General features: G+C 74.1%; 24 protein-coding genes. 7 read left to right on the top strand and 17 right to left on the bottom strand.

Features of this window, described 5'->3' with window-relative positions; all coding sequences use genetic code 11:
• Nucleotides 1-308: 308 nt before the first annotated feature.
• From KK483_RS33605 to KK483_RS33590, 4 genes are all read right to left on the bottom strand, one after another.
• Nucleotides 309-1,421 (bottom strand): acyl-CoA dehydrogenase family protein, encoded by a 1,113-nt coding sequence (locus KK483_RS33605; RefSeq protein ID WP_262008986.1) that lies wholly within the window; start codon nt 1,419-1,421, stop codon nt 309-311.
• Complete coding sequence (locus tag KK483_RS33600; protein ID WP_262008985.1) at nt 1,418-2,614, bottom strand: acyl-CoA dehydrogenase family protein; 1,197 nt, start codon at nt 2,612-2,614, stop codon at nt 1,418-1,420. The genes KK483_RS33605 and KK483_RS33600 overlap by 4 nt, the downstream gene beginning before the upstream one ends.
• Nucleotides 2,611-3,579 carry an NADPH:quinone oxidoreductase family protein gene (locus KK483_RS33595; protein ID WP_262008984.1) on the bottom strand — a complete coding sequence of 323 codons (969 nt, stop codon included), beginning with the start codon at nt 3,577-3,579 and terminating at the stop codon, nt 2,611-2,613. Before KK483_RS33595 ends, KK483_RS33600 begins: the two co-directional genes overlap by 4 nt.
• A 188-nt stretch (nt 3,580-3,767) precedes the next feature.
• Complete coding sequence (locus KK483_RS33590; RefSeq protein WP_262008983.1) at nt 3,768-5,066, bottom strand: alpha/beta hydrolase; 1,299 nt, start codon at nt 5,064-5,066, stop codon at nt 3,768-3,770.
• Nucleotides 5,067-5,194: 128 nt separating this feature from the next.
• On the opposite strand from KK483_RS33590, the gene KK483_RS33585 reads away from it, so the two are divergent.
• The gene (locus KK483_RS33585; RefSeq protein ID WP_262008982.1) at nt 5,195-6,358 is read left to right on the top strand and encodes an ABC transporter ATP-binding protein; all 1,164 of its coding nucleotides are present in this window, start codon (nt 5,195-5,197) and stop codon (nt 6,356-6,358) included.
• 54 nt (nt 6,359-6,412) lie between these two features.
• Here KK483_RS33585 and KK483_RS33580 read toward each other — a convergent pair whose 3' ends face one another.
• From KK483_RS33580 to KK483_RS33555, 6 genes are all read right to left on the bottom strand, one after another.
• Nucleotides 6,413-7,477 carry an ABC transporter substrate-binding protein gene (locus KK483_RS33580; protein WP_262009805.1) on the bottom strand — a complete coding sequence of 355 codons (1,065 nt, stop codon included), beginning with the start codon at nt 7,475-7,477 and terminating at the stop codon, nt 6,413-6,415.
• Nucleotides 7,477-8,148, bottom strand: a complete 672-nt coding sequence (locus KK483_RS33575; RefSeq protein ID WP_262008981.1) for an ABC transporter permease — start codon at nt 8,146-8,148, stop codon at nt 7,477-7,479. The genes KK483_RS33580 and KK483_RS33575 overlap by 1 nt, the downstream gene beginning before the upstream one ends.
• Nucleotides 8,145-8,843, bottom strand: a complete 699-nt coding sequence (locus KK483_RS33570) for an ABC transporter permease (protein ID WP_262008980.1) — start codon at nt 8,841-8,843, stop codon at nt 8,145-8,147. Before KK483_RS33570 ends, KK483_RS33575 begins: the two co-directional genes overlap by 4 nt.
• Nucleotides 8,844-8,985: 142 nt before the next feature.
• Entirely contained in the window at nt 8,986-9,393 is a 408-nt protein-coding gene (locus KK483_RS33565; protein WP_262008979.1) for an SHOCT domain-containing protein, read from the bottom strand.
• A 150-nt stretch (nt 9,394-9,543) separates the two neighbouring features.
• Nucleotides 9,544-9,741 (bottom strand): hypothetical protein, encoded by a 198-nt coding sequence (locus KK483_RS33560; protein WP_262008978.1) that lies wholly within the window; start codon nt 9,739-9,741, stop codon nt 9,544-9,546.
• Nucleotides 9,742-9,934: 193 nt separating this feature from the next.
• Nucleotides 9,935-12,637: a LuxR C-terminal-related transcriptional regulator gene (locus KK483_RS33555; RefSeq protein WP_262008977.1), complete on the bottom strand. Its 2,703-nt coding sequence runs from the start codon at nt 12,635-12,637 to the stop codon at nt 9,935-9,937.
• A 53-nt stretch (nt 12,638-12,690) separates the two neighbouring features.
• On the opposite strand from KK483_RS33555, the gene KK483_RS33550 reads away from it, so the two are divergent.
• The gene (locus KK483_RS33550) at nt 12,691-14,265 is read left to right on the top strand and encodes a diacylglycerol kinase family protein (RefSeq protein ID WP_262008976.1); all 1,575 of its coding nucleotides are present in this window, start codon (nt 12,691-12,693) and stop codon (nt 14,263-14,265) included.
• Nucleotides 14,266-14,778: 513 nt separating this feature from the next.
• Here the strand turns inward: KK483_RS33550 and KK483_RS33545 are convergent.
• Nucleotides 14,779-14,961 carry a hypothetical protein gene (locus KK483_RS33545; protein ID WP_262008975.1) on the bottom strand — a complete coding sequence of 61 codons (183 nt, stop codon included), beginning with the start codon at nt 14,959-14,961 and terminating at the stop codon, nt 14,779-14,781.
• Nucleotides 14,962-15,178: 217 nt separating this feature from the next.
• Between KK483_RS33545 and KK483_RS33540 the strand changes: the two genes are divergently transcribed.
• Complete coding sequence (locus KK483_RS33540; protein WP_262008974.1) at nt 15,179-15,958, top strand: crotonase/enoyl-CoA hydratase family protein; 780 nt, start codon at nt 15,179-15,181, stop codon at nt 15,956-15,958.
• Nucleotides 15,959-15,975: 17 nt separating this feature from the next.
• Here KK483_RS33540 and KK483_RS33535 read toward each other — a convergent pair whose 3' ends face one another.
• The 3 genes from KK483_RS33535 to KK483_RS33525 all read right to left on the bottom strand — a co-directional run bounded on the left by KK483_RS33535 (nt 15,976) and on the right by KK483_RS33525 (nt 19,473).
• A complete protein-coding gene (locus tag KK483_RS33535; protein WP_262008973.1) occupies nt 15,976-17,412 on the bottom strand; it encodes a S1 family peptidase in 1,437 nt (478 codons plus the stop codon).
• A gap of 246 nt (nt 17,413-17,658) precedes the next feature.
• Entirely contained in the window at nt 17,659-18,579 is a 921-nt protein-coding gene (locus tag KK483_RS33530; RefSeq protein ID WP_262008972.1) for a universal stress protein, read from the bottom strand.
• Nucleotides 18,580-18,672: 93 nt separating this feature from the next.
• Complete coding sequence (locus KK483_RS33525) at nt 18,673-19,473, bottom strand: HAD-IIA family hydrolase (protein ID WP_262008971.1); 801 nt, start codon at nt 19,471-19,473, stop codon at nt 18,673-18,675.
• A gap of 115 nt (nt 19,474-19,588) precedes the next feature.
• On the opposite strand from KK483_RS33525, the gene KK483_RS33520 reads away from it, so the two are divergent.
• Nucleotides 19,589-20,365 carry a DUF2470 domain-containing protein gene (locus KK483_RS33520; protein WP_262008970.1) on the top strand — a complete coding sequence of 259 codons (777 nt, stop codon included), beginning with the start codon at nt 19,589-19,591 and terminating at the stop codon, nt 20,363-20,365.
• 97 nt (nt 20,366-20,462) lie between these two features.
• On the opposite strand, the gene KK483_RS33515 is transcribed toward KK483_RS33520, so the two are convergent.
• Nucleotides 20,463-21,356: an SDR family NAD(P)-dependent oxidoreductase gene (locus KK483_RS33515; RefSeq protein ID WP_262008969.1), complete on the bottom strand. Its 894-nt coding sequence runs from the start codon at nt 21,354-21,356 to the stop codon at nt 20,463-20,465.
• A gap of 166 nt (nt 21,357-21,522) precedes the next feature.
• Nucleotides 21,523-21,672 (bottom strand): hypothetical protein, encoded by a 150-nt coding sequence (locus KK483_RS33510; protein ID WP_262008968.1) that lies wholly within the window; start codon nt 21,670-21,672, stop codon nt 21,523-21,525.
• 11 nt (nt 21,673-21,683) lie between these two features.
• On the opposite strand from KK483_RS33510, the gene KK483_RS33505 reads away from it, so the two are divergent.
• Nucleotides 21,684-22,268, top strand: a complete 585-nt coding sequence (locus KK483_RS33505; protein ID WP_262008967.1) for a TetR-like C-terminal domain-containing protein — start codon at nt 21,684-21,686, stop codon at nt 22,266-22,268.
• Nucleotides 22,269-22,350: 82 nt separating this feature from the next.
• Here KK483_RS33505 and KK483_RS33500 read toward each other — a convergent pair whose 3' ends face one another.
• A complete protein-coding gene (locus KK483_RS33500) occupies nt 22,351-24,945 on the bottom strand; it encodes a SpoIIE family protein phosphatase (RefSeq protein ID WP_262008966.1) in 2,595 nt (864 codons plus the stop codon).
• 185 nt (nt 24,946-25,130) lie between these two features.
• Here KK483_RS33500 and KK483_RS33495 point away from each other — a divergent pair, with 185 nt between their 5' ends.
• Together KK483_RS33495 and KK483_RS33490 are read left to right on the top strand one after the other, a co-directional pair.
• Entirely contained in the window at nt 25,131-26,168 is a 1,038-nt protein-coding gene (locus KK483_RS33495) for an ABC transporter substrate-binding protein (protein WP_262008965.1), read from the top strand.
• A gap of 122 nt (nt 26,169-26,290) precedes the next feature.
• Nucleotides 26,291-26,677, top strand: a complete 387-nt coding sequence (locus KK483_RS33490; protein WP_262008964.1) for a helix-turn-helix transcriptional regulator — start codon at nt 26,291-26,293, stop codon at nt 26,675-26,677.
• The last annotated feature ends 27 nt before the right edge of the window (nt 26,678-26,704 follow it).

Genomic DNA, 26,704 nt, shown 5'->3' with positions numbered 1-26,704 from the left:
TCCCGAGGCAGCGCAGCGTGCGGCTCGGGGTCGGCGTGCACCTCGGCCGGGTGGCGCCACTCGGTGATCAGCAGCGCAACGGCCGTAGTGTGTCCGGCTCGGTGGCGGCGGCCAGGGTCGCGACGAGCTCGACAGAGAACTCCCGTACGACGCCTCGTGGGAGGTAGCGGGCCCACGGGAAACTCGCGGGAGCACGTTTGGAACGAGGGTCCGGCTCTCCGGGTGCCGCATCTTCTCCGCTAAGACGCGGCTCGCCCCTTACCCGCCGCCGGTGCAGTGCGAGTCGGAGGTTCAGTGGGCGGCGGGGTTCAGTGGGGGGCGGGCAGTCCGACGAGCTGCGCCAGCGTCTCCTTGTGGCGGCCGGGCGTGCCGAGGGCGATCTCGTCGGCCTTGGCGCGCTTGAGGTGGAGGTGGGCGGGGTGCTCCCAGGTCATGCCGATACCGGCGTGCAGTTGGACGCACTCCTCGGCGGCGTGCACGGCGACGCGCGAGCAGTACGCCTGCGCGACGGCCACGGCGAGCGGCGCCTCGGCGCTGCCGGTGGCCAGCGCGTCCGCCGCGTTGCGGGCGGCGGCACGGGCGTTCACCAGCTCCAGCCAGAGCTGGGCCATCCGGTGCTTGAGCGCCTGGAACGAGCCGACGGGCCGGTTGAACTGATGGCGCTCGCGCGTGTAGCGGACGGTCTCCTCCAGACACCAGACGGCCACGCCCAGTTGTTCGGAGGCGAGCAGTCCGGCGCCTGCCAGCAGCCCGCGGCGCACGGCGGCGCGGGCTGTCGCGGCGTCCGCGAGCCGGGTCCCGGGCGCATCGTCGACCGTGACGGAGGCGAGCGGACGGGTCAGGTCGAGCGCGGTCTGCGGCACGAGGACGGCGTCGGCGCGCTCCACGGAGTAGAGCCCGTCCGGCCTGACCGCCAGCAGGACGTCGGCGGCAGCCGCGTCCGCGACACCGGTCACGGTCCCGCTCACCGGGAGCTCCGCGCCGGGCGCGGCGGCGAGCGGGAGTGCGAGGACCGCGACCGTACGGCCGGTGGCGAGGCCCTTCAGCAGCTCGGCGGCCTCACCTGACGTGCCGTCGAGGGCGAGGAGCGTCTCGGTCGCGATGACCGAGCTGCTCAGATACGGCGCGGGGGTCACCGTCCGCCCCAGCTCCTCCAGCACCACCGCGGCTTCCCGGTGCGTGGCGCCCTGACCGCCGAGCCGCTCGGGCACGAGGAGCCCCGCAGCGCCGATGCCGCCGGCGAGCGCCTGCCACAGCCCGTCGTCGTACGGCACGCCGGACTCGGCGCGGGCGAGGAGGGCCGTGTGGTCGGAGCGGTCGGTGAGCAGGGAGCGCACGGCGGCGCGCAGGTCGTCCTCGGCCTCGGAGTAGAGGAGGTCCGGCTGGGTGTCGGGCTGGATGCTGTCCGGCTGGGTGCTCATCGCGTCAGGTCCTTCCAGGCGACGTCCTTGTCGGTGCGCGGCTCCGCGGGCAGGCCGAGTACGCGCTCGGCGACGATGTTGAGGAGCACCTCGCTCGTGCCGCCCTCGATGGAGTTGCCCTTGGCGCGCAGATAGCGGTAGCCGGCGTCGCGGCCGGTGAAGTCGACGAGTTCGGGGCGGCGCATGGTCCAGTCGTCGTACAACAGGCCCTCCTCGCCGCGCAGTTCCACCTCCAGGCCGCTGATCTCCTGGTTGAGGCGGGCGAAGCCGAGCTTCATGCCGGAGCCCTCGGGGCCGGGCTGGCCCGCGACGAGCTGCTGGCGCAGCCGTTCACCGGTGAGGCGGGCGACCTCGGCCTCGACCCAGAGGGCGAGGAGGCGCTGGTGCAGCTCGTGGGTGCGCAGCTCGGGGCGTTCGCGCCAGGTGCGGGCGACGGGGCCGATCATGCCTCCCTCGCGGGGGATGCGCATGCCGCCGATCGAGACCCGCTCGTTCATCAGCGTGGTCTGGGCGACCTTCCAGCCGTCGCCGACGGGCCCGAGGCGGTGGGCGTCGGGGATGCGCACCCCGGTGAGGAAGACCTCGTTGAACTCGGCCTCGCCGGTGATCTGGCGCAGCGGCCGGACCTCGACGCCGGGGTCGGTCATGTCGCACAGGAAGTAGGTGATACCGCGGTGCTTGGGCGCATCGGGGTCGGTGCGGGCGATGAGGATGGCCCAGCGGGCGAGATGGGCGCTGGAGGTCCACACCTTCTGACCGTCCACGACCCAGTCGCCGGTCGCCTCGTCCCGTACGGCGCGGGTGCCGAGTGCGGCCAGGTCGGAGCCGGCGCCGGGCTCGCTGAACAGCTGGCACCACACCTCCTCGCCGACCCAGAGGGGGCGCAGGAAGCGCCGCTTCTGCTCCTCGGTGCCGTACGCGAGGATCGTGGGTGCGGCCATGCCGAGGCCGATGCCGATCCGGCGGGGGTCGTTGCCGGGGGCGCTCGCGGCCTCCAGTTCGGCGTCGACGACGGCCTGGAGGGAGCGCGGGGCGTCGAGCCCGCCGAGCCCGGCCGGGTAGTGGACCCAGGCGAGTCCGGCGTCGAAGCGGGCCTTCAGGAAGTCAGTGCGGCCGGTGGTGGCGGGCGGATGCGCGGCGAGCAACTCACGGGTGCGCCGGCGCAGTTCGGCTGTGTCGGTGACGCCGGTCATGCGGCGGCTCCTTCTGGGACGACGACGAGACGGCCGGTCGTGGTGCCGTCGGCGACGCGCTGCACGGCGCCGGCGGCGGCGCCGAGGGCGACCCGCTCGCTGACCAGGGGCTTGATCAGGCCCTTGGCGGCGTATTCGGTGAGGGTCTCGTGGCAGCGCAGGACGGACCGCGGGTCCTTGCGGTTGTAGAGGCCCCAGTGCAGCCCGACGATCGAGTAGTTCTTGACGAGCGCGTGGTTCAGGGCCGGGCTGGGGATGGTGCCGCTGGCGAAGCCGACGACGAGGATGCGGCCCTCGAAGGCCACGCACTTGGCCGACTTGGTGTAGGCGTCGCCGCCGACGGGGTCGTAGATCACGTCCGCGCCCCGGCCGCCGGTGGCGTCCTTGACGGCGGCGACGATGTCGTCGCAGCGCCGGTCGATGACGGTGTCGCAGCCCAGTTCACGTGCCACGGCGGCCTTTTCGGGACCGCCGACGACGCCGATGACCGTGGCGCCCGCGGCCTTGCCGAGCTGGACGGCGGCGCTGCCGACTCCACCGGCGGCCGCGTGGACGAGCAGCGTCTCGCCCTCCTTCAGCTGTGCGCGGCGGTGCAGTCCGAACCAGCCGGTCTGGTAGCCGATGTGCAGCGCCGCGGCCTCTGCGTCGTCGAGCGCCTCGGGCGCGGGGAGTACGGCGGCGGCGTCCGCGACGGCGTACTCGGCGAGGCCGCCGTACGGCAGGGCGGGGTTGGCGATGACGCGGCGGCCGTCCTCGGTCTCCGCGCAGATCTCCACGCCGGGGGTGAACGGCAGCGGCGGGGTCACCTGGTACTGGCCGCGACACAGCAGCGCGTCGGGGAAGTTGATGTTCGCCGCGCGCACCTTGAGCAGGAGCTGTCCTTCGCCGGGCTCCGGGCGGTCGACGTCGTCGAGGCGCATCACCTCGCTCGGCTCGCCGTTCCGGTGCACTCGCCATGCCTGCATCTCGGGGCCTCCGCGGTGTGTAGGGCGTACCACTGCCTGCCGCATACTAAGCGGTCGCTTGCCCATCTGGGAACAGCCGTCCCCACCCCGCCTCACCGGGAGCCGGGTCAGGTCAGGTCAGGTCAGGTCAGGTCAGGTCAGGTCAGGTCAGGTCAGGTCAGGGTCTGCCCCGGCCCGGGGGCCGTTGCCTACACCTCGTCCCGTACCAGTGCCAGCAGCCGGTCCAGTACGCGAGAGCCCGAGGCGCGGACGCCGTCGTGCTCGTACTCGTCGGTGACCCAGGTGCGCAGCCCCCGGATGGTCCGGGCGGTCGCCAGCGAGTGAGCCGTGTCGACGTACATGTCGTCGTGGTAGACGGCCGCGGCGACGGGGACCTCGTTGGCCGCGAGGACCTCCGCGTCGTACAGCGGGGGCCAGTCGGTGCGCCGGGCCAGCAGCTCCGCCGCCTCGCGCAGCGGGCGCAGGGCGGGGTCGGTCTCGAAGTGCCAGGGGTGGACGGACTCGCCCGTGAACAGCAGCGGTCCGTCGTCCGCGAGCGTCTTCGCCGCGTCGAACTGCGGGAACTCGGCGCGCACCCGCTCGGCCGCCCATGCCGTGGGGGCCCCGCCCTGGGCGTAGATCGCCTCGTGGAGCACGGCGTAGAGCGGATGCGCGGCGTACGACAGGGCGGCGTGCGCGCCCTCCTGAAAGGCGTCGGACAGCTCGTCGCCGTCCGCTCCGGTGACGAAGGCGTTCTCCAGCAGGTAGTGCAGCTGGTGGCTGCCGTCCCCGGTGCCGAGCTGGATGCCGAGCGACTGGAACGCCTCGGGCGTCAGGACGTAGCCGCCGGGCAGGACGGTGCGGTGCTCGGCGAGATGGGCGGCGATCCGGCGGGCGCGCTCGATGTCCTGCGGGTAGCGCGCGTAGTGGGCCTCGACCTTGCGCTGGATACGGGGAAAGGCCGCCCGGTACACATCGTCGGCGCGGGCGTCGAGCGAGGGCAGTCCGCCGGTGATCAGTACGGTCCGCAGGCCCTCCGGCGCGGTCGACAGGTAGTGCGTGGCGCAGAAGCCGCCGAAGCTCTGGCCGAGCACCGTCCACCGGGCCCCGCCGGTGAGCTGGCGGCGGACGGCCTCGCAGTCGCGCACGATGCTGTCGGCGCGGAAGTGCGCGAGGTACTCCGCCTGCTCTTCGGGGCCGCCGCGCAGCGGCAGGGTCTGCCGGTTGGCGGGCGTGGAGAGTCCGGTGCCGCGCTGGTCGAGCAGCAGGACCCGGAACTCCTGGACCGCGCGGCCGAGCCACGCCTGCTTGCCGGGGAAGCGCCGGGCACCGAAGCCGGGACCGCCCTCCAGATAGAGCAGCCAGGGCAGCTCCGCCCCCGCCCGGGCGCTCGACACGACCTCCCGGCCGTACAACCGGATCTGTTCCCCTCCCGGGTCGGCATGGTCGAGAGGGACCGTGAAGTGGCGGTCCGTGAGGACGAGGCCCGGCTGCCGGTAGCTGGTCAAGGCTGCTCCTGCTCTGAACGTTCCTGCTGCTCCCCCGTCGCCCAGTGCACCACATGGCCGGGCACCCCGCGCTGCCGGGCCCCGGACGTGCAAGGCCGATCCGGCACGAAATGGCCTAGCGTGGAGCCATGATCCGGTTCGAGCAGGTCAGCAAGGTCTACCCGGACGGCACGACCGCCGTCGACGGGCTGACCTTCGAGGTCGCCGAGGGGGAACTGGTCACGCTGGTCGGCCCGTCCGGTTGCGGGAAGACGACCACGATGATGATGGTCAACCGGCTCATCGAACCGACCTCCGGGCGGATCCTGGTCGACGGTGAGGACATCTCCCGGGTCGACCCGGTGCGGCTGCGCCGCAGGATCGGTTACGTCATCCAGCAGGTGGGCCTCTTCCCGCACCGGACGGTCCTCGACAACACCGCGACCGTCCCGTCCCTGGTCGGCTGGAGGAAGGCGAAGGCCCGCGCCCGCGCCGCGGAGCTCCTCGACCTGGTCGGGCTCGACCCGAAGACGTACGGCTCCCGCTATCCGGCCCAGCTCTCGGGCGGCCAGCGCCAGCGGGTCGGCGTGGCCCGTGCGCTGGCGGCCGATCCCCCGGTGCTGCTGATGGACGAGCCGTTCGGCGCCGTCGACCCCGTGGTGCGCGAGCGGCTCCAGAACGAGTTCCTGAACCTCCAGGCGACGGTCCGCAAGACGGTGCTGCTGGTCACCCACGACATCGAGGAGGCGGTGCGGATGGGCGACCGTATCGCCGTGTACGGGCAGGGCCGCATCGAGCAGTTCGACACGCCCGGCGCGGTGCTCGGCACTCCGGCCACCGACTACGTGGCGCGGTTCGTCGGCGCGGACCGCGGCCTGAAGCGGCTCTCGGTCACCGCGATCGAGGTCGACGACCTGGAGCAGCCGCCGGTGGCGCGCCTCGATGAGCCGGCCGCGGCCGCCGCCGCCCGGCTGCATGCCGAGGACGCGCGCTGGGCCGTGGTCCTCGGAGCCACGGGCGAGCTGCACGGCTGGGTCTCGGCGGACTCGCTGGCCATCGCCGGGGAACAGGGCACCGTCGGCGATCTGGCGCGCCGGATGGAGGCGTGGGTGCCGCTCGGGGCACCGCTGAAGCAGGCGTTCAGCGAGATGCTCCAGCATGACGCCGGGTGGGTCGCCGTGGTGGACGGGGCCCGCTTCGCGGGTGTGCTGACCCCGGCGAAACTGCACGAGGCGCTGCGCCGTTCGGTGGACGCGGAGGCGCAGGGAGTGGGGCGCGACGAGGTGGAGTTCGACTCGGTCTCCGACGCGTGACGGCGTCGCAGGCCGGCAGCGGGACGGCCGCGGGACGCCGGTGGTCCCCGGGGCTCACTTCGGCAGCAGGCCCTTGGACTCCAGGTACTCCCGTGCGACGTCCTCGGGCAGCCGCCGCCAGCTGTCCACCTCCTTGTTGAGCCTGGCCAGGTCCGCGGTGGTCAGGACGGAGTTGAGCCGGTCCAGTACGCCGGTGACGGCGGGGCTGCCCGCACGCGAGCGGTTGACGACGGGGACGACGTGGTCGGCGTTCTGGAGGTGTCTGTCGTCGGCGAGCAGCACCAGGCCGAAGTCGTCGAGCGTCGCGTCGGTCGTCGTGGTGACCACCATCTGGTCCTGGCCCGACTGGACCGCCTGCTTGGCCGGGGTGGTGCCGATGCCCTTGGGGTCGATCGCGGTGATGTCGATGCCGTACGTCTTCTTCAGCCCGGGCGCGCAGTAGGGCCGCTGGACGCATTCGTCGCCCGCCGCGAGCCGTACGGGCAGCTTGGAGCGGCCGAGGTCGCTCAGGGTCTTCAGATGGTGCCGGTCGGCGTACTCCTTGGTGACGGCGAAGGCGTTCTGGTCGACGGCCTTGCCGGGGGGAAGGACGGTGAGGCCGCGCGGGGTGGCCAGGGAGCGAAGCGCCGTCATGGTGGCGGCGAGGTCGGGCGAGCCGACGGTCGGTGCGTCGGGGCCGTTGGCCTTGGCGTTGAGCCAGTCCGCGAAGGTCGCGGCGTACTCCGGTACGACGTCGATCTGGCCGCTCTCCAGGGCGGGTTCGTAGATCTCCCGGTTGGTCACCGTGATGATCCTGGTGTCGTATCCCGCGTGGTCCAGGAGCAGGGAGTACATCTGGGCGAGCAGCTCGCTCTCGGTGAACCCGGCGGAGCCGATGGTCAGATGCTTGCTGTCGCCCGGCGAGCCGGTCACCTCGCCCTGGTCCTCCAGGGACGGGCCGGTGGTGCAGCCGGTCAGGGCGAGCGCGGCAAGGACGGCGAGCACGGCACTGACGACCAGGGCGACCAGGGTGGCGAGGGCGGCGCGGGCGGCGCGGGCGGCGCGGGCGGCGCGGGCGGCGCGGGCGGCGCGGGCGGCAGGGGCACGGAGGGCGACGGGGCCCGTGCGGAACCGGATCATCACGTCCGGCCCCTCCCCCAGTCGGGCGCCAGCCGTTCCACGAGCACGAAGACCGCCTCGACGAGCAGCGCGAAGGCGGCGACGAGGACGGCGCCTGCGACGACCTGCGGTGTCGAGGCGAGATTGAAACCGGCCGTGATGATCCGGCCCAGTCCGCCGCCGCCGGCGAGCGCGGCGATCGTCGCGGTCGCGACGAGCTGCACGGCGGCGATCCGTACGCCGGTGACGATCAGCGGTGTCGCGAGCGGCAGCTCCACGCGGAACAGCGACTGGGGGCCGGTCATGCCCATGCCCCGGGCGGCGCGTACGACGTCCTGGTCGACGCCGCGCATGCCGACGTACGCGTTGGTGAGCAGAGGTGGCACGGCGAACAGCACCAGGGCGGTGATCGTCGGCCAGTCGCCCCAGCCGCCGATCGGGCTGAGCAGCAGGAGGACCAGGACGGCGAAGGTGGGCACGGCCCGGCCGACGTTGGAGATGTTGACGGCGAGCGCCCCGCCCTTGCCGAGGTGGCCGAGGACGAGTGCGACGGGCAGCGCGATCGCACAGCTGATCACCAGGCAGACGGCGGTGAGGTAGAGGTGCTGTCCGAGGCGGTGCCAAACGCCGTTGCCGCCGGACCAGTTGGCCGGGTTCGTGAGCCAGTCCCAGGTCAGGGCGAGCGTGTTCATCCGGCGGCCCGCCTGGTCCAGGGCGTGAGGAGCCGCTGCACTCCGAGGAGTACGGCGTCGGCGGCGACGGCGATGACCACACAGAGCACGGACGCGGTCAGCACCTGGGCCTTGAAGTAGGTGTTCATCCCCGAGTAGATGAGGTTGCCGAGCCCGCCGAAGCCGACGATCGCGCCGATGGTCACGAGCGAGACCGCGGAGACGGTCGCGATCCGCAGTCCGGCCATGGCCGCCGGCAGGGCGAGCGGCATCTCGACGGTGAGGAGCAGCCGTACGGGCCCGTAGCCCATGCCTCGCGCGGCCTGCCGGGTCTCCTCGGGCACCGCGCGCAGTCCGGCCAGGATGTTCCGTACCAGCAGGGTGAGCGAGTAGAGGACGAGTCCGGCGATGACGAGCGACGCGGAGAGTCCGTAGACGGGGAGCAGCAGCGAGAACATGGCGAGCGACGGGATGGTGTAGAGGATCGTCGTCACGCCGAGTACGGGCCCGGCGGCCCAGCGCCAGCGGCGGGCGGCGACGGCCAGCGGGACGGCCAGCAGCAGTCCGACGGCGACGGAGACCAGGGTCAGCTGGAGGTGCTGGAGCACCGCGTCCCAGAGGATCTCGCGGCGGGTGGACAGGTACTCGCCGCAGATCCAGTCGTTGCGCGCGAGGCAGTCGTCGGGAGCCGGCGCCGCCGCGCGGTTCGCGGTCACCCGTTCATTGCAGCGCGGGTCGTCGGCCGGTGCGCGCTGTGCGCGCCTGTCCGGGTGCGCCGGCCTGAGGCCCGGAGCCGACCCTGGGCGCCTGTCCGGGTGCGCCGGCCTGAGGCCCGGAGCCGACCCTGGAGGTCTCGGCCTAGTGGAGCAGCTTCTCCTTGGCCTTCTGGAACTCCTCCTCGCTCAGGTCGCCCTTCTCCTTGAGCTGGGAGAGCCTCGTCAGCTCCTCCCCCGCGCTCCCGCCCTTGGCGGTGTCCCGGATATAGGCGTTGAACGCCTCCTGCTGCTGCTGCGCGTGCTCGACCTCGCGCTTGCCCATCGACTTGCCCCTCGCGATGACGTAGACCAGAACGCCGAGGAAGGGAATCAGGATCAGGAAGAGCAGCCAGGCCGCCTTGACCCAGCCGTTCATCTCGTGGTCGCGGAAGACGTCCACGATGATCCGGAACAGCAGGATCAGCCACAGGACCCAGAGGAAGATCCACATCACGGTCCAGAACGCGCCCAGAACCGGATAGTCGTATGCGAGGTAGACAGAGCCGTCCATACCAGTCCTCCTGCAGTCGGACGTCGGACGCTTGGCGTCCGCTCGCCGTCAGTGTCCGCCGGGGCGGTGGCGGTGCCCTCACCCGGCGGGGGTGAATCCGTGGGGAGCCCGTGCCGGGGAGCCGTGCCGGGGCCGTGCCGGGGAACCGACTCACTCCGGCAGCCTGCGCATCTCCACGACGTGCAGGCCCAGGTCCTGGAAGCGGATGAGGAGCCCGTACAGGTGTGCCTCGTCGGTGATCGGCCCGTACAGGACGGTCTCCTCCGGGACGCGTGCCTCCTCCAGCTCGGGGAACGCGCCGGCGACGGCCGTGGACAGACGGCCGGAGACGCGGAACTCGTATCGCATGGGCGCACTTCCCCGTGGACGAGGGCCGGGTCGTGCCTCAGGGGCAGCCTCGGTCGGGCTTCTCCGTGCATCCTGCGCGGGTACGGGGCCGGGGCGCATCACCCGGACGAGGTGAGCCTCGCCGAGGGGCGACGGGCGAGGTGAGCGGCGCCGGCCGGCCGCACCTCGGCCGACCGGGCACACCGGGCACGCCTCAGAGGAGGCCGGCCTCCCGGGCACGCCGTACGGCCTCGCCGCGGTGGGAGACGGAGAGCTTGCGGTAGACGCTCTTGAGATGCGTCTTCACGGTGTTGACGGACAGGAACATCTCCGCGGCGATCTCCTGGGTCGACATGAGCTGTGCGGCGCAGCGGAGCACATCGCATTCGCGGGCGCTCAGGCGCTCGATGAGCGGAGCGCAGCCGTCGTCGGCCGTGGGGCGCTTGGTCAGCCAGGGGTAGGTGGCGGCGAGTTCGGGGGCGCGGGCGAGCAGATGGCGCAGCCAGGGGCCGCACTCGTCGAAGGGTGCGCGCAACAGCCCGGGGCGGGCGGCCCGCAGGGCCTGGTCGAGGAAAGCCACCGCGGCGGGCGTGTCCTCCTCGCCCACGGCCGCCTGTGCCAGGAGGAGCGCGCGGCGGATCTCGTCGGCGGGGCAGAGCGGGGCGCCTTCGCCCAGCGGAGCGAGCAGGCGGCGGGCGCGTTCGGGGTCTCCGGTGGCGAGCTGGACGGCCGCGGCGGCGACGGTGCACGCGGGCCCGGAGCCCGGCGCGGCGCGCAGGGCGGTACGGGCCGCCCGGGTGTCGCCGCGGGCCAGGTGGACGGCGGAGCGGGCCGTGGCGGTGCGGCGTTCGGCCTCGGCGCACGGATCATGTGTGCCGTTGTCGTCGAAGCCGGTCAGGGCGGTCAGGGCGGCCGAGGTGCGCCCGTGCGCGAGGTCGAGCCGTGCGTGCAGGACGGCGGCCTCGGCGGTGGCCAGCGGATCGAGGGCGGGTGGGCAGGCGTCGGCGGCGTCGAGGTGGCGCGCGGCGCCCTGGAGGTCGCCCCGGTCCAGGGCGACGGCGGCGAGCGCGAGTTGGCACAGACCGGTGCGCCCGGCGACCGCGATGCCGTGCTGCTCGGCGGTGTCGAGCCCTTCGCGCGCGTGTGCCTCGGCCGCTCCGGGCAGTCCGTCGACGGCCTCGGTCAGCGCGAGGGCGCCGAGGCAGTGGTAGCGGACGGTCCGGGTCCGCTCGTCGGTCGCCGCGGGGAGCGCGGCGGCGAAGGCGTCCCGTGCCTCGGCGCGGCGGCCCGTGGCGAGGAGCGCCTGTGCGCGGCCGTAGCGGTACAGCGCCTCGATCTCGGGATGCTCCTCGCGTCGGGCCAGGGGGAGCTGCGCCATGAGCGTACGTACGTCATCGGCGCTCGCGCCGTCGCCGTCGCCGCCGTCGCCGTCACTGTCGTCCCCGCCCTCGCCGCCCCCGTACTGGGCGGCGTCGCCGTCGCTGTCCGGGCCCGTGGCCGCGTCGGTGAGGAGACGGAGCAGGGCGTGGGCGAGCCGCGGTTCGAGGGCGGCGTCACCGCCCACGGGCGATGCTTCGAGGAGTCTGCGGCTCTCCTTCGTGTCCCGGCCCGCGAGGGCGACCGCGGCGGCGACCAGTGCCGGGGCGGCACCGGGAAGATCGGCGGGCAGGGCGCTGAACAGCTGCTGGAGACCGTGGCTGTCGGGTCCGGTGAGCAGCCGGCCGATCGCGAGCCGGTCGACGAGAAGGGCCGTGGCGTACGCCCAGTCGTCCGCCGCGACGGCGTGCCCCAGAGCGTCGGTCAGCCGGTAGTGGCCGGCGAGCCAGTGCGCCGCCGTCCGGTGCAGCTCCGTGCCGAGCACCGGGCTGCGGCTGCGCAGATGGGCGCGGAGGACCTCGGCGAAGAGCGGGTGGCTCCGGTACCAGGACGTGTCGCCGACCGGTTCGAGGAAGGCGTTGCCGGCCGCCAGCCGGCCCAGCGTCCGCCCGGCGTCGTCGCGTCCGGTCAGGGCGTCGGCGAGCTCCGGGTGGATGTGCGTGAGGATGCTCGTCCGGATCAGCAGTTCCTGTGTCCCCGGGGGCTGGGCGTCGAGCACCTCGGCCATCAGGTAGTCGGCGACAGCGTGCTGCGAGGCGGCGAAGGAGCGGGCGAAGTCCTCGGCGTCCTCCGTCTGCTGCATGGCGAGGGCGCACAGCCGCAGCCCGGCGGCCCAGCCCTCGGTCCGCTCGGTGAGAACGGCGACGCTCTCCGGCGAGGCGGTCAGCCCGTGGCCCTGCAGCAGCCGGCCGGTCTCACGCGCCGTGAAGGCCAGTTCCGACCGCCGGATCTCGCAGCTGCGGGCCTCGGTCCGGTAGCGGTGCAGCGGAAGCGGCGGATCGACCCGGCCGGTGAGGACGAGCCGGAGGGAGGTGCCGGAGTGGGTGAGGAGGAAGTCCAGATCGGCGGCCACGTCGCGGTCGGCGGCCTGTTCGAAGCCGTCGAGGACGAGCACGACCGGCCGGTCCAGCCGGGTCAGCGCGGACGCGAGCCGCACGATCAGCGCATGGTCGACGCTGTCGGGCCGGGAGGGGCTGCCGACGCCTTCGGGCAGCGGCACCCGGTGGTAGCGGAAGGCGCCGAGGACGTACGCCCAGAACACGCCGGGGGCGCTGTCGTCGCGCTCGACGGTGAGCCAGACGACGGGGCCGGCGGGCGGCTGCGCCCGCTGCCGCCTGGACTGGTGCAGCCAGGAGGCGGCGAGGGTCGTCTTGCCCGCGCCGGCCGGGCCGGTGATCACGGTGAGCGGGCCCCGGGTGCCCTCGGTGAGCCGGTCGGTCAGGCGCTTTCTGGCCACGAAGGCCGGGGGCACCGGGGGTACCGCGAACTTCGCGGCCAGCAGCGGATCGCCGCTCGGGCTCAGTTCGTCGTCATCCGCCATGGGCTCCACCGTCGTACGGTCCGCCGAAAGCACCATGATCCCAGCGGCCCGGCATGATCGCCTCCCGCGCCGGGCGGCGGGGCGCGGAGGACGTGCGGAGAGGCGGCGGGCGGGACCGGGCGGTGCAATGGGGCTGTGGGGCGCGGGCCGCGCGCCTCGCAGGGCGCGGAGCGTCCGGCGGGGTCGGCGCGGTGTGCGCCGAGGAGGTGGAGGCGGAGGTGCCGATGGACGTGGGCGGCGGCCACAGTGCCCGTACGGGGCCTACGGGGCGGGCCAGGCGGGCGGGGCGGGCCGGACGTGCGGGGCGGGCCGGGCGTGCGGGGCGCAGGACGCTCACGCCGCGCGGGCGGCGCTGGACCGCGCGGCTGGCGATCGTGGCCGCGGTCGCGGCGGTGGGCCTGTTCGTCTTCGTCGCCGGGCTCAGGGGCGTCGGGTTCGTCGTGGTCACGCTGGTGGTCGGGACCGCGGTGACGGGGGCGGCCCTGTGGTGGGCGCTGACCCGGAGAGGGGCGGTGCGTGCCCTCGCCGCCGTGCTGGCCGTCGCGGCCCCGGTGGCCGTGATCTGGCTCCAGATCGCCTCGGGCCTGCTCGGACCGCTGGTCGTCTGCCTGGTGCTCGGTGCGCTCGCGGCCGGTGCCGGATGGTCGGCGCTCGCCGCGGAAAGCGGACCGAAGCCGCAGCACGCGACGGCGACACCGCGCCCCGCGCGACCTTTCCTGATCATGAATCCGCGTTCGGGCGGCGGGAAGGCGGGACGGTTCGGGCTGCGCGAGAAGGCGGAGGCCGCCGGCGCCACGGTCGCCCTGCTGGATCCCCAGCGGCGGACGGATGTGGCCGCGCTGGCCCGCCGGGCGGTCGCGGACGGTGCGGATCTGCTCGGCGTGGCCGGGGGCGACGGCACCCAGGCCCTGGTGGCGGCCGTGGCGGCCGAGCACGGCATCCCGTTCCTGGTGGTTCCCGCCGGTACCCGCAACCACTTCGCGATGGACCTCGGCCTCGACCGCGAGGATCCCTCGGCGGCCCTGGACGCCCTGGCCGACGGGGTCGAGCTCACGGTCGACCTGGGCCTGGTCGGCACTCGGGTGTTCGTCAACAACGCCTCGTTCGGCGCCTACGCGGCGGTCGTGCAGAGCGACGCGTACCGGGACGACAAGCTGCGCACCACGCTCGACCTGTTCCCGGACGTGCTGACGCACCGGGTCGGTCCGCGGCTGACCGTGCGGGCCGGGGCGATGACGATCGACGCCCCGCAGGCGGTGCTGGTGAGCAACAACCCGTACCGCGTGGGCGACCCCGGTGCGCCGGGGCGCCGGGACCGGCTGGACACCGGCGTGCTCGGCTTGCTGAGCATCTCCGTGGACAGCGCCGCGCAGGCGGCCGCCCTGCTGGGCGGGGACCGTTCGCGCGGGCTGACCGTCCTGACGACCCACGAGGTCGTCGTGGACGCCGATGCGCCGGAGGTCCATGTGGGCCTGGACGGCGAGGCACTCACGCTTCCGGTGCCCGTCCGCTGCACGATCCGCCCGGGCGCCCTGCGGGTACGGGTCCCCCGTCACCGTCCGGGTGTGCCGCGGGCCCGGCCGCGGCTGGAGTGGCGCAAGCTGGTGATGCTGGCGCTGGCGCGCTGAGCGCCGCTGGAGCCGCTAGGTCGTGTCTGACACATGGCGCCGTCCGCCCGCAGGGCGGGGTGCGCGGCGTCCGGTGCGTGCAATCGCAAGGCGGAGGATCATCCTCGTACTGGGCGTACTCGGATGACTCCGACAACGCAGCGTGGGGGCACCTCCCGTGCCCGAAGGGCTACGGGGGTGGGGGCACCTCCCAGGCGCGAGCTCTGGGGGAGCGTGCCGGGCGTCGCGCGCCAGGCGGGATTCGTCAGACACGGCCTAGGGCCCCGAGCCCGCTGGGGCCGCCAGGGCCGCGGAGCCCGCCAGGACCGCCGGGACCGCCAGGACCGCTGGGCCCGCCAGGACCGCTGGGCCCGCCAGGACTGCCGGGTCCGCCAGGCCCGCCGGGTCGGCGCGAGGCCGGGGGCCGAGGCCCGAGCCGAGGAGCCCGCCGGGCCGACGGGCCGACGGGCCGACGGGCCGACGGGCCGACGGGCCGACGGGCCGACGGGCTCCTCGCCAGGACCGCGGGGCCGGCTACCGCTCGCGCCCGCCCATGGACGTCTGCTCGTGGACCAGTCGGTACACCGTGCCCGGATCGGTGGCCACGCCGGTCTCCCGACGGCGTTCGGTGATGTCCGGCTCGGCGTCCCGGATCTCCCGCCTGAGCTCTTCCTCGGCCGGCGGGGCCGGCTTCCCGTGCTGCCTGGCTCGCTTCATGGCAACCTCCTCTGCCGATCAACGGGGTGCACCGCACAGCCACCCCGGTCCCGCGCAACTACCCCGATCCCGTCCGCCTCACGCCTCTTCGCCCCGTCTCCCCCCATCGGACTCCCGTCGGGCGCTGATCGCATCCTGTCGCGACGCCCCGCTCCCCGTTCGGTGTTCGGCGTTCGCGGCCTTGTGCGGTCCGGTCCTGGCGGGATACAAGGTCACGATGAGTGAGAAGTCCGCGGTACGGGTCGAACGCGACGGCCCCGTCTTCACCGTGATCCTCGACCGCCCCGAGGTCCGCAACGCCGTGGACGGCCCGACGGCCGCCCGGCTCGCGGACGCCTTCCGACAGTTCGAGGCAGCCGAGGACGCGTCCGTCGCCGTGCTGTGGGGCGAGGGCGGCACCTTCTGCGCAGGCGCCGACCTCAAGGCTGTCGGCACCGGGCGCGGCAACGCGGTGCGGGCCGAGGGCGACGGTCCGATGGGCCCCACCCGGATGCGGCTGAGCAAGCCGGTCATCGCCGCCGTCGCCGGGCACGCGGTCGCCGGCGGACTGGAGCTGGCGCTCTGGTGCGATCTCCGGGTCGCCGAGGAGGACGCGGTGTTCGGGGTGTTCTGCCGTCGCTGGGGCGTACCGCTGGTGGACGGCGGCACGGTGCGGCTGCCGCGGCTCATCGGCGAGAGCCGCGCGATGGACATGATCCTGACGGGCCGCCCCGTCCCGGCTCCGGAGGCGTACGGGATGGGGCTGGCCAACCGCCTTGTCCCGCCCGGGGAGGCCCGCGGCGCGGCGGAGCGACTGGCCCACGAGATCGCCGCGTTCCCCCAGCTCTGCCTGCGGCACGACCGGCTCTCCGTACGCGAGCAGCACGGCCTGGACGAGCCGGACGCGCTGGCCGCCGAGCACCGGCACGGCATGGTCCCGCTCACCGCCGGCGAGACCCAGCGGGGCGCCGACCGCTTCTCCCGCGGCGCCGGCCGGCACGGCGCGTTCGCCGACTGAACCGGCGGCCTGCCGGTTCAGGCCCAGGTCCGGGAGTAGTAGTCGCGGTAGTTCCTGCGGCCCTGGGCCGACTTGATCCAGCGGCTGGCGATCAGCAGGATCAGGCTGACGCCGATGACGCCGATGCCCGGAGCGACGGCGCCGAGCGGGCCCAGTCCGGCGGCGATGTCGGTGACGATGCCCGGTCCGCTCGCCCCTGCGGGCGGCTGTACTGCCGCTCCCCCTCCCGCTGCTCCCGCTGTTCCCGTCCCTCCCTCGCCTCCCGCGGCCGGCGGCACGGCCGCGGCGCTCGACGGCGGATCCGCCGGGGCCGACGGCTCCGTACGGCCCGGGTCGGGGCCGTCCGCTCCGGCGGGTGCCTGCCCGGCCAGGCTCACGCCGAGGGCCGCCATCGCCTCGGTGACCGGCTGGAAGTACGTGACGCCCCCGGTCGTACAGTCGCCGTTGCCGCCCGATGTCACGCCGAGCGCCAGCCCTTGCGCGAACAACGGGCCGCCGCTGTCGCCGGGTTCGGCACAGACCGTGGTCTCGATCAGGCCGGTGACGGTGCCCTCGGGGTAGTTGACCGTGGCGTTCACCGCGGTCACCCGCCCGGTGCGCAACCCCGTCGTGCTGCCGCTGCGGAACACCTGCCGGCCGACGACGGCTTCGGCCGCGCCGACGATCCGCACGCCCTGGCCGCCGCCGATCTCCACGATGCCGGGGACCGTCCCGTCGACGGATTCGCCGTCCTCGTACCGGACGAGGGAGAAGTCGTCGCCCGGGAAGCTGCTCGCGACGGTGGTGCCCAGCTGCCCGGCCCGGCGACGGCCGCCGGACCAGACGGTGCCGGCGGAGCCGCAGTGCCCGGCGGTGAGAATGAACGCGCGCCGGCCGTCGGTCACGTTGAACCCCGCGGAGCAGCGGCTGTTCTCGGCGAACATCGGGGCGGCGCCGTTCAGCCGGGTGGTGAAGGCGCCCGGGGCGCGTTCCATCCGTACGAAGGCGCCGATGCTCTCGGCGAGGCCGGACAGGCGCGACCAGTCGGCGGCCGAGACGGTGCTGTCGGCGTGCACCACGACCTCGTTGGACGCGTACTCCACCGACCAGGCGGTGCCGGGCACGCGCGGCGCCGCGCCCAGGGCGTCGGTCGCGGCGCGGAGCCGGTCCGTGCTGTGGCGGACGACTTCCGCCTCCGCCCCGGCCCGCCGAACCTCCGCCGCCGCGTCCGTGTCCGTCACGGCGACGACCGGGCGGCCGTCGGCGCGGGTCCAGCTGCCCGCGGTGCGGTCGGTCCCGAGCCGCGCGACGAGGGCCGCGGCCGGGTCGGGAGGCCCCGAGGTCGTGCTCGCGCCCGTCCCCGGCGCGGACGGCTCGCCGGCCATGGCGCCGGAGACCATCAGCGAGCCCCAGAGCAGCCCGCCGACGGCCGCCAGCCGCGCGATCCGCTGGAGGTTCCGTCGTGCATGCCTCATCCGCAGCCCCATGGTCGTACCGACACGGTGTCACCAGCTGTGCGGGCGCCCCGAGAGCCGGGGCCCCACCGTCTATACGCGGGGCCGCGCCGCGGCGTTCAACGCCGTCCCGTTCGACACCGCGGGGTTGTGCTCCGTGCGGGTCTGCTCCGCGCGGTGCGACCCCGCGCAGGTCCGCTCCGCGCAGGTCTGCTCCGCGGGGGTCCGCTCCGTGCGGTGCGACTCCGTGCCGTCCCTCAGATCTCCTTAGATCTCCTTGGCGGCGGCCGTGGTCGAGGGCACGTCGTGCTCCGGGACCACGGCGACGGGGCATTCGCCGTGGTGGAGCACCGCGTGCGCCACTCTGCCGAGCTGGAGCCCGAAGTGGCCCTGCCGGCGCCGCGCCCCGACCACCACCAGGTCGGCCGCCGCGCTGCGCTGCACCAGCACCTTGTGCGGGGGGCCTTCGACGGCGGAGTGGCGAAGGGCGAGCCCGGGATGATCCCGTACGCCCTCGGCGACGGCCGTCTCGATCTGGGTGGCCGCCTCTTCCGCGTGGTAGGCACCGGGGTCGTCGGCCGGCCGCGGATGGCCCACGGTCTCGCGCAGCACCTCGCGCAGAGGACGGCGCCACGCACGGACCGCCTCGAGTTCGCTGCGCCGCTTGGCGGCCTCCCGGAAGGCGAAACGGGTGGCGTCGGCCCCCTCGCCCGCGTCGGCGACGCCGAGCAGGACGCGGCCGTGGGTGCCCTCGCGCCCGGCCTTGTCGCCGCGTACCACGATCACGGGGCAGTGCGCCCGGGCCGCCACGCCCAGCGACACCGATCCCAGCAGCAGTCCGGAGAGGCCGCCCCTGCCGCGCGATCCGATGACCACCATCGCGGCGTGCCGGCTCTCGCCGACCAGTGACATCACGGTGTCCTCCGCGAGGACGTCGGTGGCGATCCGCACAGCGGCGTCGCGGCGGCGGGCGCGTTGCACGGCGTCCGCGACGAGCGCGTCGATGAGCTCCTGCTCGGACGGGCGCTCGGTGGGGTCCTGCGGCACGGCGCCCTCGTACCGCTGCCATCTGGATGCGTACACCAGGCGGACCGGGAGGCCGCGGAGGGCGGCCTCGGACACCGCCCAGTCCACGGCATCGAGGCTGGGCGGGGACCCGTCTATCCCTATGACCAGGGGTGACTCCATCCTCGCCACCGCCTTCCTTGCGACCGCTGGGAGGGGGTTCTCCTTCACCATCGCATCGTGGTCGTGGCACCGCGATGCGGTGGCGACGCGGGTTCAGTCCAGGAGAGCGGGGAGGTCCGCGAAGGAGTCCAGGACGTGGTCCGGAGCGCCGGACGCCGCCCGGTGGGTCTCGGGCAGGTACTTGCCGGTCCTGACGAGAACGCCGGTGAGCCCGTGGCGCTGCGCCGCGAGCACGTCGGACTCGATGTCGTCGCCCACCATGAGGGCGTCCCCCATGGCGCAGCCGAGGCGCTCCACGGCGGTGGCGAAGAACGCCTCCGCGGGTTTGCCGGTCACCTCGGCCTCGACACGGGCGGCGCGCTCCAGGCCCAGCAGGAAGGCGCCCGTGTCGAGTTGCAGCCCCGTGTCCGTGCGCCAGTACAGATTACGGTGCATGGCGACGAGGCGGGCGCCGCGCTGGAGATGGGCGAAGGCGCGGTTGAGCGCCGCGTAGCCGAATTCCGGTCCCGCGCCGCCGACGACGACCACGTCCGGCGCCGTGCCGTCGCCCGCGGTCCCGTCGTCATCGGGGTCCACCAGGTGGATGCCCGCGAAGTCCTCGCGGATGTCACCGCTGTTGAGCAGCAGACAGCGGGCTCCGGGCGCGTGCTCGGTGAGGTAGGCGGCGGTCACGGCCGGGGCGGTGAGGATGTCGTCGGCCGTGACGGGGAATCCGGCTTCGGCAAGGGCGGCCGCGATCGAAGCCCGGGTGCGCGAGGTGGTGTTGGTGACCAGCGCCAGGGGGACGCCGGTGTCGCGCAGGCGCCGCATCGCCTCGACGGCTCCCGGCAGCGGCCGCCAGGAGACGGTGAGCACGCCGTCGATGTCGATGAGGACCGCCCTGACGCGTTGCATGCGGTGAACGTATCGGGCGATCCGGCAGGGGCCAAGGAGGTGTTGCGGGGGTGCGCGTGTGCTGGTGACGGGTACGATGCGCTAGCTTAGGTAAGCCTAACCTAATGGAGTGTGCATGAGCCTCACAGCAGCCCGCGTGCCCGTGCCGAGCAGCGCGGAGCGCATCCGTACGGTGCTCACCGGCGCGACCTCGCTGACCCTGACCACCCACCGCCGGATCTACGACCTCATCGATGCGCACACGGTCACCCCCAAGGGGCAGTTGCGGCTCCACCCGCCGGCCGACAGCCCGCTGGCGTCCGAGGTCGCGTGCGCACCGCGCGGCGCCCTGGCCGCGCTGCTGCACTTCACCGACATCGCCCCCACCGCCGTACGGGACCGGGTGCGCGCCCGGGTCACCCTGTCGGGCTGGCTCTCCCCCGCCGGTCCGGACGATCCGTCCGGCACGGACCACGCCTCCGGCACGGACACCGAGGGCGACGGCGCATCCGAGGGCTACGCGCTGCGCCTCGACACCGCCCGCGCCACCATCGAAGCGGGCGAGACCGGCGCCACCGTCGGGCTCGACGAGGTCATCCTGGCCGAGGCCGACCCCCTGGCCCGCGAGGAGGCCGCACTGCTGACGCATCTCACCGACGACCACGCCGACCTGGTCGCCCGGCTCGCCGCGCTGGCCGGCCCGCGCCCGATGAACGACACCCTCCGCGTCACCCCCTTCGCGCTCGACCGCTACGGGATCACACTGCGCTACGAGTACGCCCGCGGCCACGGCGACCTGCGCATCGCGTTCCCGGCTCCACTGACGCGCGCCGAACAGCTCGGCGAGCGCATCCACCAGCTGCTCACCGCCGCCCACGGCTGCCCGCACGACCGCCGCCGGTTGAGCCACTAGACCCCACGCGCCACGGCCCCGCACGGTGGGCTGTTCTGCGCCCGCCTCGTCGAGGCCGCCGCGGCCCGGAAGCGGGCCACGCCGCCGGGGACCGCGCTCATCGGTGCAGGTCGCCGATGCCCATCCGGTTCATGAGGTCGGCCTGCATGCGTTCGGCGACCTCGTTGATCTGCTCGGCCCCGTGGTGCTGGAAGTCGACGACGCTGCGGAAGGGGCGAGTGCCGGCGGGGAGGGCGAGGATGCGGGCGACCTCGTCGGCGACGGTCCCCGGGTCGACGGCGGTGCCTGCGGGGACCAGGGTGTCCAAGCGGGCGGCCAACTGCTCGGGCAGGCCCGCCAGTCGGTCGTACGCGGCCTCCCGCTCCCGGTCGGCGGGGCCCGCCGCGGCGGCGAAGTGGTCCGTCCCGTCGGTGAAGGCGCCGGGCATCACGATGCTCGTGTCGATGCCGTAGCGGACCGTCTCGAACGCGGTGGCCTGGGCCAGCGCGTCCAGGGCCGCCTTGGCGGCGACGTACGGGCCCTGGAAGGGCGAGTTGATACGACTGGTCACGCTGCCGACGTACAGCAGCAGGCCCGCGCCGCGGGCGCGGAAGTGCGGCAGGACGGCGCGGTTGACGCGCAGGGCGCCGACCGCGTTGGTGTCGAGGACGTGCAGGACCTCCTGGGCGGAGAAGGCTTCGGTGACGCCGACGACAAGGCGGCCCGCGTTGTGGACGACCGCGTCCAGCCGACCTTCGGCCTCGGTGATCGCGTCGGCGGCCCGCTCGGCGGACTCCTGGCAGAGCACGTCCAGTTCGATGACGTGCAGGGCGCCGGGGCCCGCCGCAGCGTGTTCCACCATGGCCTTGGAGCGGTCGGCGTTGCGGCCGTGGGGGTCGCGCATGGAGGCGTAGACGGTGTGGCCCGCGTCGGCGAGCGTACGGGCGGTCAGATTGCCGATGCCGGTGGCGGCTCCGGTGACGAGTACGACGTGGGTCGGGGTGGTGGACATGGTGCGGCTCCGGGGTGAGGGGTGAGAGGAAGCCGTCGGGCGCCGTCCTTCCGGGACGGCGCCCGACAGCGCGGGCGGCACCGGGACCAGGGACCGGGACCGGGACCGGGACCGGGACCGGGACCGGGGGAGGATGACCGGTGCTGCCGCACGAGCGCCGCGGGGGTCAGCGCTCGCTGTCGAGGTGGTTCATGAGGGGCGCCGCATAGCGCGTGCCGGCCGCGGCGCCGACCGGGACGATGAGTCCCAGTCCGAGGGACGAGACCACCGGGCCGTCGGTGCCGAGGATGCGGGTGTTCACAGAGAGCGATCCCATCGTGCGTTAGCGTGAAGGGGCTGCTGGACGCCGTCACGGCGTACGGGTTCGAGCGCTATCTGGCGGGCAAGCAGTCGCTCACGGCCACCGAGGACCCGGTCGAGGACCTGCGCCGCGGCTGGGACCTGCACATCGACTTCGGTCTGACCCACCCGTCGTTCTACGTGCTGATGTACGGCGCCGTACGCCCCGGTGAGCGCCCCGCGGCCGCGGAGGAGGCCTACGCGGTGCTCGTCGGCATGCTGGAACGGGTCGCCCGGGCGGGCCGGCTGCGCGTACCGGTCGCCACCGCCGCGCAGATGGTCCAGGCCGCCAGTGTCGGCGTCGCCCTCGCCCTGATCACGGATCCGGCCGGGGGCCGGGGCGGCGACCTGTCCGCGCGCACCCGCGACATCGTGCTGAGCGCCCTCACCACCGGGCCCCGGCCGGCGGACGGCCCGGACACCCCCGCCGCGCGGGCCATCGCCCTCGCCGCCGTACTGCCGGATACCGGCGAGGCTCTGTCACCGGGCGAGGCCGCACTGCTGCGCGAATGGCTCCAGCGCCTCGCGGCGATGGAGGCGGCGGCGGTCGCGGACACCGGCACCTCCGTCTAGACGTCCACGAGCGGGGCGCGGGCACGGGCGCCGGCGAGGCCGGCGGGACGATCGGGGCCGGCGGGACGATCGGGCCGCGGGCTCACACCGCGTCCTCCACGCTCTGCTCGGCCCAGATCGTCTTGCCGCTCTCCGTGTAGCGGGTGCCCCAGCGCTCCGAGCACTGCGCGACGAGGAGCAGCCCGCGGCCGCCCTCGTCCGTGGTCCGCGCGTGCCGCAGCCGCGGCGCCGTGCTGCTGCCGTCCGACACCTCGCAGGTCAGCACCTGATCACGGATCAGGCGCAGCCGTACGGGCGCCTTGGCGTACCGGATGGCGTTGGTGACGAGCTCGCTGGCGATGAGCTCGGTCGTGAACACCGCCTCGTCCAGCGCCCAGGATTCGAGCTGATGCGTGACGAGCGACCGGGCCGTGGAGACGACGGCCGGATCGCTCGGCAGGTCCCACGACGCGACCCTGCCCGGGCCCAGGGCGTGCGTACGGGCGACCAGCACCGCCGCGTCCTCCTGCGCCGTGGAGGGAACGAGCGCGTCGGTCACCATGCGCGAGACCTCGTGCACGGAGCCCGGCGCCCTGGCGAGCAGCTCCGCGAGCCGCGTCTTGCCGGCCTCGCCCTGCTGCGCCTGGAGCAGCCCCGGGGTGTAGAGGGCGAGCGTCGAGCCCTCCGGCAGTTCGATCTCCGTCTTCTCGAACAGCGGTCCGGGCCGGCCGAGCGGCGCCGCGACGGGCAGATCCAGGCTCTCCACCGAGCCGTCCGGGAAGGCGACGACCGGCCCGGGATGCCCGGCGGCGGCCATGCAGGCGGACTGGGTGATGGGGTCGTAGACCACGTACAGGCAGCTGCATCCCGCGCCCTCCCCCACCGGGGGCGTCCGCGTCCCGGACGCCCTTTCCCACGCGGGTCCGCCGAGTACGTCCTCGGGGCCGTCGTCCACCGAGCCCTCGTCCCTGGCGAGGCGGCGTACCAAGTCGTCGAGGCGGGCGAGGAGTTCGTCGGGCTCCAGGTCCAGGTCGGACAGCGTGTGCACGGCGGCGCGGAGGCGCCCCATCGCCGCGGCGGTGCGCACGCCGCGGCCCGGGACGCTGCCGGCCACGAGGGCCACCCGGGCACCCGACAGCGGGACGACGTCGACCCAGTCGCCGCCCGCGCCCGCGTGCACGTAGTCGTGCGCCACCTCCACCCCGTGGTGGTGCGGCAGTTCCCCCGGCAGCAGGCTGCGTTGCAGCGCTACGAGGGAGTTGCGCTCGCGCAGGTACCGCCGGGCGTTGTCCATGCACACGGCAGTGCGGCGGCCGAGCTCCGTGGCCAGGGTGAGGTCGTTGTCGTCGAACGGCCCTTGCTGCCCCCAGCGGTAGAAGGCCGCGAGGCCGAGGACCTGGTTCTGGGTGACGAGCGGTACGAGCATCAGCGAGTGGACCTGCTCCTCCAGCATCCGGCGGCCGCGGACCGGGTCGCGGAGCACCCACTCGCTGTCCGACCGCACCGGGCTGACCAGCCGCGGCTGGAGGTCGGCGAGCGCCTGGTTGGACGGCGCGGCAACCGGGAGCGTGCTCACCTCGCCGACCTCGTACACGCCGGGCGGCGCGTCGGAGCGGATGGAACGGGAGGCCGCCCGGCGCAGCACCGCACCGGGCGCCACCGGCCCGGGGGCGAGTTCCTCGCCCGCGAGTACGGACTCCAGGACCTCGATCGCGGCCGTGTCGGCCAGCCGCGGCACCGCCACATCGACCAGCTCCTGGGCCGTTCGCAGCACGTCGAGCGTCGACCCGATGCGGGCGCCGCCCTCGGCGAGCAGGGCGAGCCGCTGCTGGGCCAGATGGCGGTCGGTGACGTCCACCACCGCGTCGGCGGCCCCCAGGACGCGGCCGTCCCGGTCCCGGAGCCGGAAGGCGGAGGCCGCATAGACGTGCTCGCGGCCGGGGTCCTCGGGGGGCCGCCCGCGCTTCTCGAAGCCGATCGCGCTCTCACCGGTGGCGAGCACATGGCCCATCACCCGTTCCGTGAGCTCGGAGCTGAAATCGGGCCACACCTCGGAGGGGCGCTTTCCGAGCGCCTCGGCGGCCGGGGTGCCCCGCATCCCCTGGGCGGCGTTGTTGAAGCGGATGAGCCGCAGCTCCGGGTCGAGTACGAAGAGCCCGATCGGGGACTGGGTGAACAGCGCCTCCAGCAGCGCCCGGTCGACCTCCTCGTCCGATGCCGGGTCCGACGCCGGCCGGGTCCCCAGGTCCGGGGCCGGCATCTCGGACCGGTCCGGCAGGTCCCGCACGTCCCCCAGGTCCGCCGGAGCCCCTACATCCCCCACGTCGCCCAGGTCCGCCGGAGCCCTCAGGTCCTCCGCGGGAGCCCCCAGGTCCGCCGGAACCAGCGTCACCTCCCAGTGCGGCTCGGCGCCCGGGCCCGGCGCGGGGCGGACCCCGAGCCGGCAGGTCACCGCCCGGCCGTCACTGTGCCGTACGTGGACGACACCCTCCGCCGCGGCGCCCGGCTCCCCGGCCGCCGCCAGCAGCCCGGCCGCGGGACGGCCCACCACCGCACCGGCCGTGTGCCCGAACAGCCTCTCGGCCGCAGCGCTCCATCCCGTCACCACGCCATGCGCGTCGAGCACGACCCGAGCCCGGTCCCGCGCCGTGCGCCCGCCGTGTCCGGCACTGCTGTGCGTGACGTCGGATGCGCCCATCGCCACCAGCCTCGTCTGCTCGGAGCCATGTCTGCTCCCAGTCTCCCGCGCGGCCACCAGGCCACCACTCGGCAGCGGACCTGCGACGGAACCGCGAGGGCGGACCTCCCGCTCACTTCCCGAACAGCGATGGTTAGGTTAGCCTCACCTACTCGGCCCCTAGATCACCCCCAGAGGGATGCACCATGACGCCCGCCAGTGCCCACACCCCGACCGCCCCCACCCGCCGGCGCCTGCTGGCCGCGGCGGGCGGTCTCGCCGTCGCCCCGCTGCTCGCCGCCTGCGGGAGCGATGCCGCGTCGTCCCGGTCCAAGTCCGGGGAGAGCACGGGCACCTGGACGTTCAAGGACGACCGCGGCCGGACGGTCAGGCTCGGCAAGCGGCCGGAACGGATCGTCGCCTTCGTCAGTACGGCGGCGGCCCTGCACGACTACGGGGTCGAGTGCACGGGCGTCTTCGGCCCCAGCAAGCCGGTCGACGGCAAGCCCAATCCGCAGGCGGGCACGCTGGACGTGTCGAAGCTGACCAGCGTCGGCCAGGCGTGGGGCGAATTCGGCATCGAGGCGTACGCGAAGCTCGACCCCGACCTGCTCGTCAGCAACATGTTCCCGGCGCCCGACCTCTGGTTCGTGCCGCAGGAGAGCCTCAAGAAGATCGAGGCGCTCGCCCCCACGGTCGGCATCAGCGTCGCCCGCACCTCCCTCCTCCAGCCGCTGCGCCGCACCGCCGAGCTCGCGGAGTCCCTCGGCGCCGACCTCGCCGCCCAGCAGGCGACCGCCGCCAAGGCCCGCTTCGAGCGGGCGGCCGAGACGTTGCGGCAGGCCGCACGGGCCAACCGCGGACTCAAGGTCCTCGCGATGACCGGCGACCCCGACAACATGTACGTCGCCGTCCCCGGCTCGTACTGCGACCTGGCCTACTTCAAGGAGCTCGGCGTCGAGTTCGTCGAGGGCAAGAAGTCCGACGAGTGGGGCTTCTGGGAGTTCCTCAGCTGGGAGAACGCCGGCAAGTACCACGCCGACCTGATCATGATCGACAACCGCTCGACCTCGATGCAGGCCGAGGACCTCGCCAAGAAGCCCACCTGGCGCGGCCTGCCGGCCGTCAAGGCCGGGCAGACCGTGCCCTGGTCGATGGAGGAGCGCTACAGCTACGCCGGCTACGCACCTGTCCTCGAACGCCTCGCCGCCGCGATCACCGGAGCGAAGCGCCTCCCGGCCTAGGCCCGGCGTCCGCCGCCGGGGCCGTCCACCGCCGGGGCCGTCCACCGCCGAGGCGCCGGACACAGAGCTGACCCTCTCGGCGGGCCCCTCCGCACTGATTCGACATGTGCCAACATTGATGCATGTCGAACACGCAGGTGATTCCGCTGCTGGAGTCCGAGGCACCCGAAGCCGTCGCTCCGTGCTGCCCGCCGCTCACCGAGCGCCCGTTCACGGCCGAGGAGGCCGAGCGGACCGCGAAGATGTTCAAGGCGCTGGGGGACCCGGTCCGGCTGCGTCTGTTCTCGTCGATCGCGTCCCACGAGGGCGGCGAGGCATGCGTGTGCGACATCTCCGACGTCGGCGTCTCGCAGCCGACCGTCTCGCACCATCTGAAGAAGCTGAGGGAGGCGGGGCTGCTGACCTCCGAACGCCGCGGGACCTGGGTGTACTACCGCGTCGAGCCGTCCGTGCTCGCGGCGATGGGCAGGCTGCTCACGACCACGACCACCGCCACCGCCACCGCCTGACCGCGTTCGGCTCTCCCGGATCGTTCA

The organism is Streptomyces sp. FIT100 (genome assembly GCF_024584805.1).
In the GTDB taxonomy this organism is placed as follows: domain Bacteria; phylum Actinomycetota; class Actinomycetes; order Streptomycetales; family Streptomycetaceae; genus Streptomyces.
Note: the sequence above shows the minus strand (reverse complement) of the source record. Positions and strands in the feature narration are given on the sequence as shown.